This window comes from Luteolibacter arcticus, from assembly GCF_025950235.1.
GTDB lineage: Bacteria > Verrucomicrobiota > Verrucomicrobiia > Verrucomicrobiales > Akkermansiaceae > Haloferula > Haloferula arctica.
This window is the reverse complement of the sequence record NZ_JAPDDT010000001.1, coordinates 823,445-840,171: the sequence shown is the minus strand read 5'-3', so window position 1 is coordinate 840,171 and position 16,727 is coordinate 823,445. Positions and strand designations below refer to the sequence as shown.

14 protein-coding genes are annotated in these 16,727 nt (G+C 62.3%); 4 read left to right on the top strand and 10 right to left on the bottom strand.

Annotation, left to right across the window (positions count from 1 at the left end):
- Positions 1-77: 77 nt before the first annotated feature.
- The 5 genes from OKA05_RS03465 to OKA05_RS03445 all read right to left on the bottom strand — a co-directional run bounded on the left by OKA05_RS03465 (position 78) and on the right by OKA05_RS03445 (position 6,298).
- Complete coding sequence (locus OKA05_RS03465; protein WP_264485706.1) at positions 78-527, bottom strand: hypothetical protein; 450 nt, start codon at positions 525-527, stop codon at positions 78-80.
- Positions 528-589: 62 nt separating this feature from the next.
- Positions 590-2,578, bottom strand: coding sequence for an alpha amylase C-terminal domain-containing protein (locus OKA05_RS03460; RefSeq protein WP_264485705.1), 1,989 nt, complete (start codon positions 2,576-2,578; stop codon positions 590-592).
- Positions 2,579-2,639: 61 nt separating this feature from the next.
- The gene (locus OKA05_RS03455) at positions 2,640-4,793 is read right to left on the bottom strand and encodes a protein-disulfide reductase DsbD family protein (protein ID WP_264485704.1); all 2,154 of its coding nucleotides are present in this window, start codon (positions 4,791-4,793) and stop codon (positions 2,640-2,642) included.
- A 109-nt stretch (positions 4,794-4,902) separates the two neighbouring features.
- Positions 4,903-5,160 (bottom strand): YMGG-like glycine zipper-containing protein, encoded by a 258-nt coding sequence (locus OKA05_RS03450; RefSeq protein ID WP_264485703.1) that lies wholly within the window; start codon positions 5,158-5,160, stop codon positions 4,903-4,905.
- Positions 5,161-5,260: 100 nt separating this feature from the next.
- Positions 5,261-6,298, bottom strand: a complete 1,038-nt coding sequence (locus OKA05_RS03445) for a quinone-dependent dihydroorotate dehydrogenase (RefSeq protein ID WP_264485702.1) — start codon at positions 6,296-6,298, stop codon at positions 5,261-5,263.
- 154 nt (positions 6,299-6,452) lie between these two features.
- On the opposite strand from OKA05_RS03445, the gene OKA05_RS03440 reads away from it, so the two are divergent.
- The gene (locus OKA05_RS03440) at positions 6,453-7,130 is read left to right on the top strand and encodes a hypothetical protein (RefSeq protein WP_264485701.1); all 678 of its coding nucleotides are present in this window, start codon (positions 6,453-6,455) and stop codon (positions 7,128-7,130) included.
- Positions 7,131-7,193: 63 nt separating this feature from the next.
- Here the strand turns inward: OKA05_RS03440 and pheA are convergent, their stop codons facing one another.
- Both pheA and scpB read right to left on the bottom strand, forming a co-directional pair.
- Positions 7,194-8,264 carry a prephenate dehydratase gene (gene pheA / locus OKA05_RS03435; protein WP_264485700.1) on the bottom strand — a complete coding sequence of 357 codons (1,071 nt, stop codon included), beginning with the start codon at positions 8,262-8,264 and terminating at the stop codon, positions 7,194-7,196.
- The gene (gene scpB, locus OKA05_RS03430; protein ID WP_264485699.1) at positions 8,261-8,980 is read right to left on the bottom strand and encodes an SMC-Scp complex subunit ScpB; all 720 of its coding nucleotides are present in this window, start codon (positions 8,978-8,980) and stop codon (positions 8,261-8,263) included. The genes pheA and scpB overlap by 4 nt, the downstream gene beginning before the upstream one ends.
- 133 nt (positions 8,981-9,113) lie before the next feature.
- Here scpB and OKA05_RS03425 point away from each other — a divergent pair, with 133 nt between their 5' ends.
- From OKA05_RS03425 to OKA05_RS03415, 3 genes are all read left to right on the top strand, one after another.
- A complete protein-coding gene (locus tag OKA05_RS03425) occupies positions 9,114-9,995 on the top strand; it encodes a haloacid dehalogenase-like hydrolase (protein ID WP_264485698.1) in 882 nt (293 codons plus the stop codon).
- Positions 9,996-10,131: 136 nt separating this feature from the next.
- Positions 10,132-11,517, top strand: coding sequence for a UDP-N-acetylmuramate:L-alanyl-gamma-D-glutamyl-meso-diaminopimelate ligase (gene mpl, locus OKA05_RS03420; RefSeq protein WP_264485697.1), 1,386 nt, complete (start codon positions 10,132-10,134; stop codon positions 11,515-11,517).
- A 68-nt stretch (positions 11,518-11,585) separates the two neighbouring features.
- On the top strand, positions 11,586-12,362 hold the full coding sequence (locus OKA05_RS03415) for a hypothetical protein (RefSeq protein ID WP_264485696.1): 777 nt from the start codon (positions 11,586-11,588) through the stop codon (positions 12,360-12,362).
- Between the two features lie 230 nt (positions 12,363-12,592).
- Here OKA05_RS03415 and OKA05_RS03410 read toward each other — a convergent pair whose 3' ends face one another.
- The 3 genes from OKA05_RS03410 to OKA05_RS03400 all read right to left on the bottom strand — a co-directional run bounded on the left by OKA05_RS03410 (position 12,593) and on the right by OKA05_RS03400 (position 16,571).
- On the bottom strand, positions 12,593-13,456 hold the full coding sequence (locus OKA05_RS03410) for a hypothetical protein (protein ID WP_264485695.1): 864 nt from the start codon (positions 13,454-13,456) through the stop codon (positions 12,593-12,595).
- A 3-nt stretch (positions 13,457-13,459) separates the two neighbouring features.
- A complete protein-coding gene (gene acs / locus OKA05_RS03405) occupies positions 13,460-15,415 on the bottom strand; it encodes an acetate--CoA ligase (protein WP_264485694.1) in 1,956 nt (651 codons plus the stop codon).
- A gap of 250 nt (positions 15,416-15,665) precedes the next feature.
- Positions 15,666-16,571, bottom strand: a complete 906-nt coding sequence (locus tag OKA05_RS03400) for a pseudouridine synthase (protein WP_264485693.1) — start codon at positions 16,569-16,571, stop codon at positions 15,666-15,668.
- Between the last annotated feature and the right edge of the window lie 156 nt (positions 16,572-16,727).

Here is a 16,727-nt window from a genome sequence, read left to right as displayed (position 1 = left end):
GGATGTCACGGCGGACATGCTTGGGGTTGGTTTTGTGCCAAAGCGCAATGGGATTCCCCCGGCGAAGCGGAGGAGGCCTACGGAGCATCCGGACCTGACTCCAAACGGGGGGAGCGGAGGCAGATCAGGCCGACAAAGTTCAGGGCCATCGCCGCTAGGAGAAGGGCCGATGCAGGACCACCCGGAAAGTCCATCACGATCAGGCTGCCCAAGCCTAGCAAAGCGGCTCCTGACGCCACGATCGCCAGCCAACGGCAGGGCTTGGAGGTCCGCAGAGGGAGCGTCACGAACGGCGATGCCGTCACCAGGATCGCAATCGCGAGGAAGGCTGAGATGGCGATCAGGTTTTGCCATCCGGGCCGGTAACCCCTTGTCGTGATTTCCCAGATCCGCTTCCACAGTTCCCAGCCTCGCATGTAGTCATCGATCGGAAGCAGATGAAATCCGATCCAGCAGACCAGTGCGGCGATCAAGAGGGCGACTCCCAAACGGTTTGACGAGTGCGCGGTTGAGGTCCGGGCCGACATGTTTCAACGGCTAGGGGTTTCCCATGCCTTCTTCCACAATCCTTCGCTCCGGGCACTGCGCATTACCCTGCCGGTGCAAACACCATCGCCGTGCGCGCCGGGGAGTAGATCGTCAGCTTGCCCTCCGCCGAGACCGGATACTCGATGCTCGCGTCGACCCGGCCTTGGCCGCCGAAGACGGAGGCGTCGGTGTCAAGGACGAGGCGGTAGGCACCTGTGCCAGGCACGGGGACTTCAAAGTCCGGCCGCGATTGGTCCACGGAGAGATTGAAGACGAACACCAGGTCGCCGCGACGGGCGGCCATGATTTTCGCCTCGTAGTCCATCCATATGTTCTGCGCCCGCTCGGCACCCGGCAGGCCGTGCTGCTTGCCGGTTTCCAACATCGCCCGGTCGAAGGCGCCCATCCACACGTATTTCAGCGCGGGATTTTCGGCCAGCGACCATTGGCGGCGGCAGTAGTGGTAGGACCAGCCATTGCCTTCGCGCGGGAAATCCAGCCACTCGGGGTGGCCGAACTCGTTGCCCATGAAATTCAGCCAGCCCTCGCCGCCGAGTGCGAAGGTGAGCAGGCGGATGATCTTGTGCAGGGCGATGCCGCGCTCGACCACGGGGTCGGGATCGTCCTTGCCCATGTTCCAATACATCTTCTCGTCCATCAGCCAGAAGGCGAGGGTCTTGTCGCCCACCAGCGCCTGGTCGTGGCTTTCGGCGTAGGCGATATTGGCCTCGCCGTGGCGGCGGTTGACCAGCGTGCCCCAGATCTCGTCGAGGTTCCAATCCTCGTCGCGGGTGTGCTTGAGCAGCTTGATCCAGAAGTCGGGGATGCCCATCGCCAGACGGTGGGTGAAGCCGACGCCGCCTTCCTTCACCGGCCGGCAGAGGCCGGGCATGCCGGACATGTCTTCCGCGATGACGATCGCGCCGGGCCGCAGCTCCTGCGCCAGGGTGGTGGCGAGCTGGAGGTAGAGGATGGCGTCATTGTCCACGCCATGGGTGAAGTACTTGTCGTAGTTGTCGAAGGCCTCCGTGCCGCGGTGCCAGTAGAGCATCGAGGTGATGCCATCGAAGCGGAAACCATCGAAGTGGAACTCATCGAGCCAGTGGCGGACATTGGAGAGGAGGAACTGGCGGACTTCCGGGCGGCCGTAGTCGAAGACCTTGGAATCCCACTGCGGGTGATCGCCGCGGTCATCGCCGTGGAAGTAGAGATTGCCGGAGCCGTCGAGGTCGTTGAGCCCCTCGGCGATGTTCTTCACGGCATGCGAGTGCACGATGTCTAACAAGACCGCGATCCCCAGGCCGTGGGCGGTATCGACGAGATACTTCAGGTCCTCCGGCGTGCCGAAGCGCGACGACGGTGCGAAGAACGAGGAGACGTGATAGCCGAAGGAGCCATAGTAGGGGTGCTCCTGCACCGCCATGAGCTGGACCACATTGTAGCCGCCGGCAGCGATGCGGGGCAGGGTGGCATTGGCGAACTCGCGGTAGGAGTGCACGCGGCCTTCTTCCCCCGACATGCCGACATGGGCTTCGTAGATCAGCGGCACCTTCACCGATGAGGGGTCGAAGTCGTTTCTCCAGACATACTGCTCCTCCGGTTCCCAGATCTGGCCGGAGAAGTCGTGGGTCTCCGGATCCTGCACGGCACGCAGGATGCACGCCGGGATGCGGTCGCGGTGCGAACCATCGGCTCCGGTGATGTGCAGCTTGACCTTCTGGCCATGGCCGAGCGTTCCGGCGGGCAAGTGGAGCTGCCACACGCCGCCGCGCGCCGGAGCGAGCGGGTGGCTGTCGCGGTTCCAGCCGTTGAAATCGCCGACGAGCGAGACGGCTTTCGCCTTGGGCAGCCACTCGCGGATCATCCAGCCGCCGTCGGGCTGGCGATGGATTCCGGTGAGCTGGTGGCCGGCGGCGTGGGCAGCGAGGCTGCCGCTGCGGGCTTCGATGTCGGAAAGGGTGGCCCGGAAGCGGTCGATGCGTTGCTGGATCGACCCGGCATGGGATTCAAGCCACGGATCGTCGCGGACCAATTGGGGAATGTCGCTCACTTCCCCAGCATGAGCGCGGGCCGTGCCAGAGGGAAGAATGGATTGAGTCGTTCGTTCCCGGCTACTTTTTCTCCGGAAGCGGGACCTCGCGGGTGATCAGATCCTTCATGTAGCCAGCATCAAGGAGTTCCGGGGTAATCACCGGGTCCTTTTCGGGGACGTAGAGCACGTTCACGGGGATCGCTGAGCGACCGAGTTCCTCCAGCTTGGCATCGATGGCCGGGTCGGGATTGGTCTTGTCGGCGCGCATCAGGACCATGCCGCGCTCCTTCATCAGGGCCACGACTTCCTTTGGATAGGCCCGCTTTTTGTTGAGCTGGCAAGTGGCGCACCATTTGGCGGTAAAGTCCACATAGACGGGCGTGCCTTCATCGAGCAATTCGTCGACTCGGGCTTGGCTCCATGGTTCCCACGTGATCTCCGACTTTGCCGGCGGAGCGGCAAGTTTCACGCCGCCGGCGGCAAAGAGCACGGTGAGGACGAGCGCCACTGTCTTCACCCGGCGGCTGCGGAAAGGGGAATGCCAGCGTCCGAAGATCCACGCGGCAATCGCCACCGCGGTCAGGCCGAAGATGACGTTGAGCATGTTGTCCAGGTCGATCTGCCCAACGTAGACCCACAGCAGGTAGCCGGCCGTGGCGAAGAGGAGGAAAGCCATCGCCTGCTTGAAACTTTCCATCCACGCACCCGGGCGGGGAAGCAGGTCGACCAGCTTCGGGAAAATCGAAAGGATCAGGTAGGGCAGTGAAAGCCCAAGCGCCATCGCGGTGAAGGCCGTGAAGAATTGAAACGGTGGCAGCGCGATGGCGGCACCGATGGCGGCCCCGAGGAAAGGAGCGGAACAAGGAGTAGCGACCACGGTGGCGAGGATGCCGGAGAAAAAGGAGCCGCTGACGCCTTGCTTGGTCTGGAGCTTGCCCCCGACCGACGTGACCGAGGTCCCGATCTCGAAGATGCCATACATGCTCAGGCCCATCACGAACATGAGCAGCATCAGGACGAGCACGGTCCAAGGATTCTGAAGCTGGTAACCCCAGCCGATCTCTTGTCCTGGACCGGCGGCGGAGCGGAGAGCAAAGAGAACGCCACTCAATGCCCAGAAGGAGATCAGGACGCCAGCGGTGAAGGCGAGGCCATGGAGAACGATCTTCTTCCGGTCCTGGCCCGACTGTTGGACGAAGCCCATGATCTTGAGCCCGATGACGGGAAAGACACAGGGCATGAGGTTCAGGATGAGGCCTCCTAACAGCATGCCGCCGAGCACCGGCAGGAAGGCTGCGAGGGAAAGGGGCGCGGCGGGTGCCTTGCCAATCTTAGTCGGCGGCACTTGGACGACCTTGCTCTCGCCGGTGATGGCGGACTTGCCGACGAGCACCCCAGCGATCTCCTTGCCCTGCGGCACAGGTTGGTCGAGCACCGGATCCTTGGTGACGCGCTTGAGGGTAAGCAACCAGTCGTCGCCGTCGCGGGTCAGGCCCGCTCCATCCAGCGCCAGTGCGATGAACGGATAGTCAGGGATGAAGGTGAGGGAAGCTTGGGAGAGATCAGCGGTAACGCCTTTCAAGCGAAGCCGCAGTTCTGTTCCGCTGGTCTCTGCAGTGACGGACCAATCTTTCGCGGGTTGCGGAATCTCGGCGCGGGCTGCGGCGAAGAGGGGCACCTGCGTGGGATCCGGTTCCGAACTGGCGTTGACAGGAAGGGCGATTTCGAACTTTGCCGGGCCGTCCTTGGGTTCGTCGCGGCATTGTCCTTCACGGCAGATCTGCCAAACGGCGGAGGCTTTCAGGGTGATCGTGGAGCCAGCCGGAAGATTCGCCGGGGGAGTGATCTCGGTGAGGAAAACCGGAGTTCCCGAATAGGAGAAGCTCTTGCCGAAGAGGCCATCGGTCACCTCGGGCGTCGGCCATTGGAGTTCCGATGCGGTGAAACCTTCCGGCAAGGTCCATTTGATCTCCGGCGATTTCTCAATGCCCCCGGAGTTCAGGTAGTAACTATGCCATCCGGCTGGATGCTGAAGTTTCAGCGCCACGGAGAACGGCTTCCCTGGAGCAACGGACTTCACCTCCGGCACCAGAGTCGCCACGGTGTCCGAGGTGGCTTCATCACCCAGTTTCGGCATCAGGCTGTCCAACAGGTCCTCTTGGGCTTGGGCCGGCGGATTTGAGGAGATGAAGCCGGCTAACAGCGTGGTGATGAGGAGGCGTTGAAATCGCATGACGGAGACTTGATTGCTGAATAGAGGAGCAGGAGCCCGGATTTATCCCATAAAAATGCCGGGCGAGGCCGTGAGGCCTGCCCGGCGTCAAAAATCAACTCGGCTTGGGTCAGTAGCCTCCGTTGTAGCGACGACGATTTTCGGTGTCCTGGGCGTTGCCGATTGCTGCGCCGCCTGCGGCACCGGCGGCCCCCCCGATCAGGGCTCCCTCGCCGGCACGGCCGGATTGATTTCCGATCACCGCGCCGGCGGCGGCACCACCAAGGGCACCGATCACGGCACCGCGCTGCGTATTCGGGCCAGTGGGGCCGGAACAACTGGTGGCAAGACCGGCGGCGATGGCGAGGAGAGCAAGGGATTTCTTCATGGTTCGATTGGTTCTGATTCTAGAGACTGCTTCCGCCAGAATGCTTGTTGTGCAAGGCGGAATGCGGCGACAAATGAGACGTTCCGCGTGAAAAATTTATTCACAAGTCCAAAGTATCGAGCGCCCGGGCGCATTCATGGACCAGCCGCGGGCCTTGGTAAATGAAGGCCGAGTAGATTTGGACCAAGCTGGCTCCGGCGTGGATTTTCTCGACCGCATCCGCCGCGCAGGAAATCCCGCCGACCCCGATGATGGGGACTTTTCCGCCGAACTCCGACGAAAAGGCGCGGATGATTTCGGTGCTGCGCTGGGTGAGCGGACGGCCGGAAAGCCCGCCGGCCTCGTTTGCCCGCGGGTGGCCGGCCACCGGTTCGCGGGCTAGTGTGGTGTTGGTCGCGATCAGCCCGTCGAGCCCGCCATCGAGGAAGACCTTGGCCAGGGCTGTGACGTGGGGCGGATCGATGTCAGGCGCCACCTTGAAGAGCAGCGGCACGCGCTTGCCATGCTCCTTTTCAAGCGCCGCCTGCTCCTTCTTCAGCCGCTCTAACAAACGCGCCGAAGCCTCTTCGCCCTGCAAGTCGCGCAAGCCGGGTGTGTTCGGTGAGGAAAGGTTCACTGCGATGTAATCCGCCACCGGGTAGGCGGCCTTGAGGCAAGCGAGGTAGTCGTCCGCAGCGTTCTCGTTCGGCGTGTCCTTGTTCTTGCCGATGTTGAAACCGATCACGCCTTCGAAGTGCTTCGAGCCACGCACGTTTTCCACGCCGGCGGTGATGCCCGGATTGTTGAAGCCCATGCGATTGATGATTGCCTCATGCTCGATCAGGCGGAACAAGCGCGGCTTGGGATTTCCTGCCTGAGGTCGGGGCGTGATGGTGCCAATCTCGACGAAGCCGAAGCCGAGCCGGCCGAGCGCGTCGATGGTGTTGCCTTCCTTGTCGAGACCCGCCGCGAGGCCGACGCGATTCGGGAAGCGCAGGCCCATCACTTCGACCGGCGAGACAAACTCATCCGCGGGGAAGAGCAGGGGCAGCACGCCGGATTTCTCCGCCATCCGCAGGCCGCGCAAGCTCAGGTGGTGGGCGGACTCGGCATCGAGGCAAAAGAGCAGCGAGCGGGCGAGGTCGTAGGCGTCGGGCACGGGCGGAGCGTGAACATCTGGCCTGGGTTCGCCAAGGCTTCGATGGGCAATTACTGGGGCTTGAAGGTGATGGAAGGATGATCGTTTCTGTCGATGATGATCGGGTGTCTTTCGATTCATGGAATGAACAGGTCGACTGTTAGCCTCCGCACCGATGAACCGCTTTTGTGCCTCCCTACTCGTCACCGTTTTCCTCAACGGCGCCTGTCACTACGACACGCCCACGAGCTATTCCCAGCCCGTGACACCCGGATCGTCGGGCGCGATCGAGGAGTCCTCGCATGCGCGCCCGACGGTCCACTTTCCGGCCCGCGTCGCGGTGGTCCGGATCGAGGGCTCCCATGGCGGTTTCCGGATGATCCCGGAGACCGATGTGGAGCAGACGGAGCACGCGGCTGCGGCCTCGTCGCTGCCGGGTGTGGCGGGGCTGGTCAGCCTCAATCGCGTGGCCCTGATCAGCGAAGTGAAGTCATATCGTGAGCTGGATGCCGAGGCCCGCAAGGTGGGCGCGGATCTGGTGGCGATCTATCGCTTCGAGGCCAGCGACCGGTCGAGCGATGCCTTCCTGCCATTGAGCGTGGCGACGCTGGGGCTCGCTCCCACGAATGCTTATACGGTGACCGCGACTGCTACCTTGATGGTGCGCGACGCTCGCACGGGCTATCTTTACGGAGTGCTGGAGGAGGCAGCTACCAACAAGGGCCTGACCGCGGGGATGGATCTTCACAACGCGCAGGAACGCTCGAAGCGGAACGCGAAGAAGAAGGCGCTCGATCAGATAACCGCGAAGCTGCCGGGGTTTTGGAGCGGCGTGCTGGCGAAGGGACGGTGAAAATCGGGGGCAGCAGTCCGGGTCTCCGACTGCTGGGGCGGACTTATCAGAAGAGAGCGACTCTTACTCCCCGGCATCTGGATACGACCCTAGCAGCTTCACCATCGAGCAGTGCTTCTCCAGTTCCTCGATGCCGCCCTTGACCACCGGATCCTCGCAGTGGCCGGAAAGATCGACGTAGAAGATGTATTCCCAGTCCTTCCGCTTGGAGGGGCGGGACTCGATCTTCGACATGTTGATGTGGAATTGGTCGAAGGCCTGCAAGGCGCGGACCAGGGAGCCGGGGCGGTCGTGGATGGCGAAGAGCAGCGAGGTGCGGTCCTTGCCGGTCGGCGGGCAGGTCTTTTCGCCGATCACGAGAAAGCGCGTGGTGTTCGTCGCACGGTCCTGGATGGACTCTTCCAGCACGGTCAGCCCGTACATCTCCGCGGCGGCCGGGCTGCCGATCGCGGCGGCTCCGTCGGCGACATTTTCCTTCGCAAGCTGGGCGGCACGGGTCGTGGAGGAAACTTCCACCAGGTCGGCTTTGGGGAAGTGCTTCAGGATCCATCCGCGGCACTGGGCGAGTGCCTGCGGATGCGAGTAGAGGGACTTGATCTGCTCCCGCGGTACGTCCGCCATCAGGCAGTTCTCAATTCGCAGCAGGATCTGCGCGCAGATCTGCAGCGGTGAATCCACGAACAGATCCAGCGTGTGGTTCACCGCGCCTTCGGTGGAGTTCTCGATCGGCACCACGCCGTAATCGGCGCGACGGCGGGCCACCTGGTCGAAGACTTCGGAGAAATTCGGCAGGGGCGTGTAGTCCACGGAGTGGCCGAATTTCTTGATCGCCGCCTGATGGGTCCACGAGCCTTCCGGGCCGAGGTAGGCGATCTTTAGGTCGTCCTCCAAGGCGAGCGCGGCGGACATGATCTCGCGATAAATCGCGCGGATCGACTTCTCCGGCAGGCGGCCCTTGTTGCGCTCGATCAGCCGGCGCAGCAGCGCTTCCTCGCGCTCCGGGGCGTAGATCTGGAGGCCGTCGCGCTTTTTCACCTCGCCCACCTGATGGACCAGGTCGGCTCGGGAGGAGAGGAGATCGAGGAGCTGGCCGTCGATATCGTCGATGTGCTTGCGGATGTCGTCGAGGTTCACGCGTTTTCTTCTTCTTCGGCAGGGGCGGCAGCAGGGGAAGCGCCAGCGGCGCTGAGGGCAAGCTGTTCTTCAGGGGCGACGACGCCTTCGAGGGGCGCTTCCGGCAATTTCACGCGGCGCAGCTCCTGGGCATTCGGCAGGTCATCGATGCTGCGGATGCCGAAGTGCTCGTAGAACATCTCGGTGGTCTCGTAGAGCAGCGGGCGGCCGGGAAGCTCGGCGCGGCCGCCGATGCGGACCAGCTCGCGGTCGAGTAGCTTTTGGAGCATGCCATCGCAGGCGACGCCGCGGACCGCCTCGATGGCCGACTTCGTAATTGGCTGGCGGTAAGCGATGATGGCCAGCGTTTCCATCGCGGGACCGCTGAGCCGCTCCGGCTTGCGGCCGGGGAAAAGCTGGCGGACGAATTCGCCGTAGGCCGGGCGGGTGAAGATTTTCCAGCCCTTGGCGCGCTCCAGTAGCAGGAAGGCGCGGCCGCTGGCCTCGTAGATGTGATTGAGTGCCGCGATTGCCGCGATGACCTGGTCCGACGAGACCGCGGCCAGGCTGGTCAGCCAGTCCGGCAGCTCTTCCGGCGTCTCGCCATCCTCGATCTTGCGGGCGCGGGCGTCCTCGGCCTCCGCGACGCGGGCGCGGATCAGCCGGGCGATTTCCTCCGCCGGCATCGGCTCATCCGAGGCGGTCACGAGGGCTTCGACAATCGAGGAAAGTTCCATGGCGGGAGGCGGAGCTTAGGAAAGCGTCCAGCCATTTCAAGCGTGTCGGCAGGCCATGTCACCGGGAGCGGTTTTTCCGGCGGGGCTTTCCGCTTGCGGGGCGGGGGGGCGGCTGGTTCGCTTGCCCCGCCCCATGGCTGCCCCGCAGAACACCATCGCGCTGGTTTTCGACTACGACCAGACGCTCAGTCCCCGCTACATGCAGGATGATGTGCTGTTCCCGGAATTCGGCATCGACCCGGTGCAGTTCTGGAAAAAATGCAACACTTTGGTTGCGGAACAGCAGTGGGACGGCGAAATGGCCTACCTGAAGTGCATCCTGGACTACCTCCAGATGGATCAGGTGACCAATGCCCGGCTCATGGAACTCGGCGCGGGCCTGACCTTTTTCCCCGGTGTGCCAGAGATGTTCGACACGCTGCCAGCGGCCTGCCTCGGCCACAATCACGAGGTCGCCGGGGTGAAAATCGAGTTTTACATCATTTCCTCCGGCCTCAAGGCGCTGCTCGACGGCAGCCGCCTGAAATCCAAGGTGAAGGCGATTTTTGGCTGCGAATTCGGCGAGGATTCGCACGGCCACATCAGTTTCCCGAAGCGGGCGATCTCGCACACGACCAAGACCCAGTTCCTGTTCCGCATCAACAAGGGGATGCTCGAGTATTCGCAGGATGTGAATGACCACATGCCCTCCGACCATCGGCCGATCCCGTTTGAGAACATGATCTACGTGGGCGACGGGCCGACCGATGTGCCGTGCTTCACGGTCATGAGCAAGAGCGGCGGGCAGGCGATCGCCGTCTACAATCCGGAAGACCCGACCAGCCGCAGCTTCAGGAAGTGCTTCCAGCTTTCCGCCCACGCCGGCCGCGTGAAACACATCGCCCCGGCCGATTACCGGCAGGGCAGCCACCTGTGGCTCTTGCTCACCGAGATGGTGCGCGAAACCGCCGACCGCATCCTCCGCCGCCGCGCCGAGGAGCGGGAGAATGCCACCGTTGCCGCGCCCACGTTCTAGGAAAATGGAACCGCCAAGACGCCAAGTTCGCCAAGTAGGGAGATTGCTCCACGCGAACGGCCGGGCGGGTTTCAAATCCGTTAGAGACTTGGCGCACTCGGCGTCTTGGCGGTGAAAAATTTCCCAACTCTCATTCATGTCTGAAAAGAAACATTTCCATTTCACCGGCGTCTGCGGGACCGCCATGGGCGCCGTGGCCGTTGCGATGAAGCGCAAGGGATTCACCGTCACCGGTTCCGATACCAACGTCTATCCGCCGATGTCGGACTTCCTCCGCGGCGAGGGGATCGAGATCACGGAGGGCTATCGCGCGGAGAACCTGCCTGCGGGTGCCGATGTGATTGTCATCGGCAATGCCATCAGCCGTGGCAACGAGGAGGCCGAGGCCGCGCTGTCCCGCAAGCTGCTCTACCAATCCCTGCCGGAGGTGATGAAGGAGCACTTCCTGCGCGGAAAGCGGAACTACGTCGTCAGCGGCACCCACGGCAAGACCACTACCAGCTCGATGCTCGCGTGGGTGTTCATTTCCGCCAACCGCGACCCGGGCTGGATGATTGGCGGACTGCCGAAGAACCTCGGCCGCGGGGCAAACTTCACCGAGTCCGATTTCAACGTCCTCGAAGGCGACGAATACGACACGGCATTCTTCGACAAGCGCTCGAAGTTCCTGCACTACCTCCCCGAGGTCGCGGTGGTGAACAACATCGAGTTCGACCACGCTGACATCTACTCGTGCCTCGACGAGATCAAGCTGACCTTCCGCCGCTTGCTCAATGTGGTGCCGCGCACCGGCTGCGCCATCATCAATGGCGACGACCCGAACTGCCGCGAGGTGGCGGAAAAGGCCCCGTGCCCGGTGAAGACGGTGGGTCTCAATGAGGGCAACGACCTCCGCATCACCGAAGTCACCTACGAGAGTGATCGTAGTTCCTTCACGCTTGGCGGGGAGCGCTACTCGCTGCGCATGACCGGCGAGTTCAACATCCGCAATGCGGCGATGGCCACTGCCGCGGCGCTGTTTGCGGGGCTGTCACCGGAAGAGGTCCGCACCGGACTCGAGAGCTTCGATGGCGTTGCCCGCCGCCAAGAACTCCGCGGTGAGGCCGGTGGCGTGAAGGTGATCGATGACTTCGCGCATCACCCGACGGCGATCAAGTATGCCGTGGGCAGCCTGCGCCAGCGCTACGATGGCAGCAAGCTGTGGATCCTCTTCGAACCACGCTCTAACACCACGCGCCGTGCCGTTTTCCAGAACGAACTCGCGGAGGCCTTGGCACTGGCGGATGAAGCGGTGATCTCGGAGATTCCCGATCTCCACAAGTTCCCCGAGAACGACCGGCTGAATCCCGACCAACTGGTGATCGACATCATCGCCCATGGCGGGAACGGCCGCTACATCCACACCGTGGATGAGATCGTCGACACCGTCGTAAACGAGGCCCAGCCCGGTGACGTGGTGGCGGTGCTAAGCAACGGGGGCTTCGGCGGCATCCACAAGAAGCTGTTGGAGAGGCTTGGGTAACAGTCCTAGCGGCCCGCCGCGAGCCAATCCCTGGAAGTTTGGTTGCAACTGCTCTCCTTGATGGTCCTATGAAACTCAGGAACTCGCATTGGCTTGCCGTGGGGCTGCTCTTGCTGGCGGTTCTGTATTTCGCGTTCCGTCCAAACCGGAGTGAATCAGGGATGGGTTCTCAAGACGGGGAGAGTTCAGGGAGCAATGTGAGAGCGAATCAATCTGGCGGGCCTCCCTCACCGGGGGCAGAGGTGACAAAGCGAAATCGCGACCCGATAAATCGTCACGAAAAGTCCAACAACGACCTACGGGCAAAACCCAACGATCAGCCATTGGTGGAATTGATCAATGAAGACGGGGAATTGAACGAGGCAGGCTTGGAATCACATGGATTGAGCAAGGCGCAAATTGATGAGGCAAGAGAAGTATTCTATGAAATTTCGAAAGATATATCGGATCATTTCATAAAAAACTGCAAGCAGGAGGTGATTGGTGATGGATCCTTTATCTATGTCTTAAAGGGTGACGCTGGTCTAGCATTGGCCTTAAAGGATAAAATGCGCACCCGTCTGGGTGATGTGATCGGATTGGATTCATCGGGCACCCGTTTGGCAGATCAAATAACAGAGGGGGTGAAAGGTCGGGCGCTTCTGGATTTCGGTGCTGATGATATGATCGGGGCAGAGTTTCGAGATATTCCAAAGCCGGGGGCGGGGTGGGAAGATGGAATGAGGATCAACGGGAAGATGCCCGGAATGATTGATTACTATCGGGAAAACGGCTGGCCTGATGGAGCTCACATCCATGAAAGTGGTGGCAAAGCCATCTTTCACCCCATCAAGAAGAAACCTTGAGAATGCCAGTGTAATGGAATGCAGGAACCGGATCCTGGTGGATCCACCTCCGGTGGTGGGGCTGCCGATTTCCCACGGGAGGCGGGGGTGGCAAACAACGGAATTTCCGCTTCTGATTCCCCTGAGGAGCGAGAGGAAGTAAAGAGACTCCTAGGCGCGCTGTAAGTCCGGCAAGGTCGGCGGCCCGCCGTCGCGCTCCATCTGCGGCACTCTGCCGCAGGCAGTCGCTCTCACATCCCCGCCAAGCGGTGGTTCATTGCCACCGATTTCCGCAGCGCGCGCATCACGTCGATCATCGGGATGTGGCCCTTGGCGGCGTTCCGGCACTGATCGTTGAGGAAGGCGTTGCGGCTGACGTGACGGCCGATTTCGCTGTAAAGCTGCCGCATCTGGGTGTCGATCAAGCCCTGCTGGGCCTTGAGCGCTGAGATGTCACGGTTGGCTTGGCCGATCTGCTGGAAGGCGACCGAGGCTTCGGCGCGGTGTTTCTGCCGCTCTTCGGAAAGCTGATTGTCGATGATGTCCACCAGCGCATCGCCCTCGCCGATGCTGGCGGCGATCCGGTCGCGGTCCGTTTTCAAGTCCGTGAAACGCGTCTTGAGTTCCAGCATGCGGGCCCGCGTTTTGTCGATGGAGTCGCTGGTGCCCTCACGTTGGAGGACTTCCAGCTTCATCTTGAGGCCATCGTAAACGCGGCGGATTTCGCGCGCCTGCTGGATCACCGAGTCACGGTCCTTGGCGAGCTTCTCCAAGTCCGCCAATAGGCCACCGCGCTTTTCCTCCAGCTCGATTTGGGAGTCGGACTTGGCGTTGAGCAGGCTCGACCGCTGCTCATGGGCATCGGCGAGCACTGCCTCGCACTCGGCGAGCTTGCCGCGGATTTCCTCGCGCTCCTTGATCAGCTTGCGGAGATTCCAGTACTCGACGCCGAGTTCCTCGACGTCCTCGACCCGCTCCCACACGGATTGCCCGAGCACTTGCTCCGCCTCGCGAAGCAAGTGCATTTCCGAAGCCGCCTCCGACATGCGGCGCTGGCGGCGATTCACGCCGAAGGCTTGGGCAACTCGGGCAATAATGTAGCGGGTGGTCGTCATCCGTTATTTGGCACCAGCGATCTTTTCCTGAAGATTGGCGATGACCGAGAAATCTTCAAGCGTCGTGGTGTTGCCGCTGACCGTTCCTGTCGTCACCAGCTCCTTCAGCAGGCGACGCATGATCTTGCCGGAGCGGGTCTTGGGCAGGGCGGGAGCGAAATGCAAGTCATCGGGCTTGGCGATCGCGCCAATCACTTTTCCGACGTGCTCGCGGAGTTCTTTTTGCAACGCGGGTGACTCGGGGATCCCGGCTTTTAATGTCACGAAAGCGACAACTGCCTGACCTTTGAGGTCGTCCGGGCGACCGACCACGGCCGCCTCGGCCACGGCGGGGTGACCGACCAGCGCGCTCTCGACCTCGGCGGTGCCGAGGCGGTGGCCGGAGACGTTGAGGACGTCATCCAGGCGACCGACGATCCAGAAATTGCCCTGCTTGTCGCGGCGGGCACCGTCACCGGCGGTGTACATGCCCTTGTAGTCGGACCAGTAGGTCTTCTTGTAGCGGGCCTTGTCGCCGTAGATCGCGCGGGTCATGGACGGCCATGGCTTTCGGATCACCAGGCGACCGCCTTCGTTCGCCTTACACTCCTGGCCGGTCTCGTCGAGGATGGCAGCGTCCACACCGAAGAACGGCAAGGTAGCGGTGCCAGGTTTAGTCGGCGTGCAGCCGGGCAGGGGAGTGATCATGATGGCACCTGTCTCGGTCTGCCACCAGGTGTCGACGATGGGGCATCGGCCGCCGCCGATCTTCTCGTGATACCACATCCAGGCTTCCGGATTGATCGGCTCGCCGACGGAGCCGAGCAGGCGCAGCGAGGACAGGTCATGCTTCGCCGGGAAATGATCGCCAGCCTTGATGAAGGCGCGGATGGCGGTGGGCGCGGTGTAGAAAATCGAGACGCCGTATTCCTCAATCATCTGCCAGAAGCGGCCGAAGTCGGGCTGATTCGGCGCGCCTTCATACATGACCTGGGTCACGCCCATTGCGAGCGGGCCGTAGACGATGTAGCTGTGGCCGGTGATCCAGCCGACGTCGGCGGTGCACCAGTAGACATCGTCATCCTGCATGTCGAAGACGTACTTGCAGGTCACGTAGGTGCCGGTCAGGTAGCCTCCGCTGGTGTGGAGGATACCCTTCGGCTTCCCGGTCGAGCCCGAGGTGTAGAGGATAAAAAGCGGGTGCTCCGAATCGAAGGCCTTGGCCTCGTGCTTGGCGCTGACCTGTTCGATTTCGTCGTGCCACCAGGTGTCGCGGCCTTTGGCCATCGAGATCTCCTGGCCGGTGCGCTTGAAGACGACCACCGACTTGATGCCCTTGTACTTCTTGAGCGCCTCATCGACATTGTCCTTGAGCGGCACGATCTTGCCGCGCCGCCAGCCGCCGTCGGCGGTGACCACGTGGGTCGCGCCGGAGTCTTCCAAACGGTCGACGATCGACTCGGAGGAAAAGCCGCCGAAGACCACCGAGTGCACGGCGCCGATGCGGGCGCAGGCGAGCATCGCGATGGCTGCCTCCGGGATCATCGGCATGTACACCAGCACGCGGTCTTTGGACTTCACGCCCTTCGCCAGCAGCACGTTCGCGAAGCGGCAGACCGCGCGGTGAAGCTGGGCGTAGGTGATCACCTGGCGGTCACCCGGCTCGCCTTCGAAAATGATGGCCGCCTTGTTGCGGCGGGAGCCCTTGGCGTGGCGGTCCACGCAGTTCTCACAGACGTTGAGCTTGCCACCGACGAACCACTTCGCATCCGGTGCCTTCCAGTCGAGTACCTTGGTCCATTTCGCGCGCCACTCGAGTTCCTTGGCTTCGCGGGCCCAGAATGTCTCCGGCTTATCCACCGACTCCTGCCACAGCTTTTTGTACTGGGCCATGCTGGAGATGCGGGCTTTTGACGAGAACTCCTTGGTAGGTTTGAAGACGCGGTCTTCGACGAGGTGGCTTTCGATCTTGTTGCTCATGGTGCCTTGGGTCGCCGGCGCGAGTCGGGTTGCCGGACTGCGGGAAGCTACAAGGCCGATTTCGCAGGGGGCGACTCAAAACTTGCGCTTCGGTGCCCGCTTTGCCGACTTTTTCGCGGTAGGGAGGGAGGTCGGTCCGGCTTTCGTGTGGGCGCGCTGGTAACAGCGCGGAGTGGTCACTGACCGCGGGCAGTTCCCGTGCTTCCGCATTGTCACCAATGCGCCTACCAGGAATCGAGATTCCCACGCATCACCTGCGCTTCGGCGTCCGCTTTGCCGACTTTTTCGCGGTGCGGCGTGCCGACGGCGGCAGGGCATCGGTTAGGCTGCGGCGGGCCGGCTTTGCGGGAGCCTTCGGGAGGGGCGGTGCGATCTTTCCCGGGGCCTTCCTCGCGGTTTTCTTGGCCGCCTTCTTGGCTGGCTTTACCGATGACCGGCGCTCGATGCGCGGCTTCGGATTCTTCTGCAGAAGCGCGATCGTCTTCTCGTCGATCGGCTCCCATGCGCCTTCCGGCAGGTCGCCGAGTTCCACCATTCCAATCCGGACGCGCAACAGCTTTTGCACCTGGTAGCCGAGCGTCTGGAACATCATGCGGATCTGCCGCTTGAGGCCGGTCTCCAGCACGATCCGGTAGCGCCGCGAGGAAATACGGGTGACTTCCTTCGCCCGCATCCGAACCTTTTCCACGAAGACGCCGCTCTTGAAGAGATCGAGGTGCTCATTGAGCACGGGCTGGTTCGAGGTGACGAGATACTCCTTCTCCACCAGCTTCGACGGGTGCATCAGGGCCTGCGAAAGGTCGCCGTCGTTGGTCAGGATCAGCAGGCCTTCCGAGTCGCGGTCGAGGCGGCCGACGTGGTGGAGGTGCTTCAGGATGGTCGGCAGGATCGTGTAGATCGTGTCCCGGCCGAGTTCGTCCTCCCGCGAGCAGACGTAGCCGCGCGGCTTGTAGAACATCACCGTGTTCGTCTCCTTGGCCTGCACGCGCTTGCCATCGACCCGCACGAAGTCGCTGGGCTCCACCCGCTGGGCGGGCTTGAGACAGGGCTTGCCATTGATCTCGACGCGGCCGTCCAGGACCATGGCGTCGCAGGCGCGGCGCGAGCCGACCCCGCAGGACGCGAGGAATTTGTTCAGTCGGGTGCCTTCAGACATGGCTGGAATGGAAAATTTTTAACCACAGATGGACACGGATGAACACAGAGGAACGGCTGAAGAGCCGTAGTCGCGATGCTCTCAAGATCTGTGTCTCTCTGTGTTTATCCGTGGTTGGAATTCTAGTTCTAGAAACGCGAAAAGCGCAGCGCCTTG

What these genes read in the sequence shown, in the direction of transcription:
- OKA05_RS03465 (WP_264485706.1), bottom strand. Translation starts at nt 527, where the DNA reads ATGTCGGCCCGGACCTCAACCGCGCACTCGTCAAACCGTTTGGGAGTC.
- OKA05_RS03455 (WP_264485704.1), bottom strand. Translation starts at nt 4,793, where the DNA reads ATGCGATTTCAACGCCTCCTCATCACCACGCTGTTAGCCGGCTTCATC.
- OKA05_RS03450 (WP_264485703.1), bottom strand. Translation starts at nt 5,160, where the DNA reads ATGAAGAAATCCCTTGCTCTCCTCGCCATCGCCGCCGGTCTTGCCACC.
- OKA05_RS03440 (WP_264485701.1), top strand. Translation starts at nt 6,453, where the DNA reads ATGAACCGCTTTTGTGCCTCCCTACTCGTCACCGTTTTCCTCAACGGC.
- scpB (WP_264485699.1), bottom strand. Translation starts at nt 8,980, where the DNA reads ATGGAACTTTCCTCGATTGTCGAAGCCCTCGTGACCGCCTCGGATGAG.
- OKA05_RS03425 (WP_264485698.1), top strand. Translation starts at nt 9,114, where the DNA reads ATGGCTGCCCCGCAGAACACCATCGCGCTGGTTTTCGACTACGACCAG.
- mpl (WP_264485697.1), top strand. Translation starts at nt 10,132, where the DNA reads ATGTCTGAAAAGAAACATTTCCATTTCACCGGCGTCTGCGGGACCGCC.
- OKA05_RS03415 (WP_264485696.1), top strand. Translation starts at nt 11,586, where the DNA reads ATGAAACTCAGGAACTCGCATTGGCTTGCCGTGGGGCTGCTCTTGCTG.
- OKA05_RS03410 (WP_264485695.1), bottom strand. Translation starts at nt 13,456, where the DNA reads ATGACGACCACCCGCTACATTATTGCCCGAGTTGCCCAAGCCTTCGGC.
- acs (WP_264485694.1), bottom strand. Translation starts at nt 15,415, where the DNA reads ATGAGCAACAAGATCGAAAGCCACCTCGTCGAAGACCGCGTCTTCAAA.
- OKA05_RS03400 (WP_264485693.1), bottom strand. Translation starts at nt 16,571, where the DNA reads ATGTCTGAAGGCACCCGACTGAACAAATTCCTCGCGTCCTGCGGGGTC.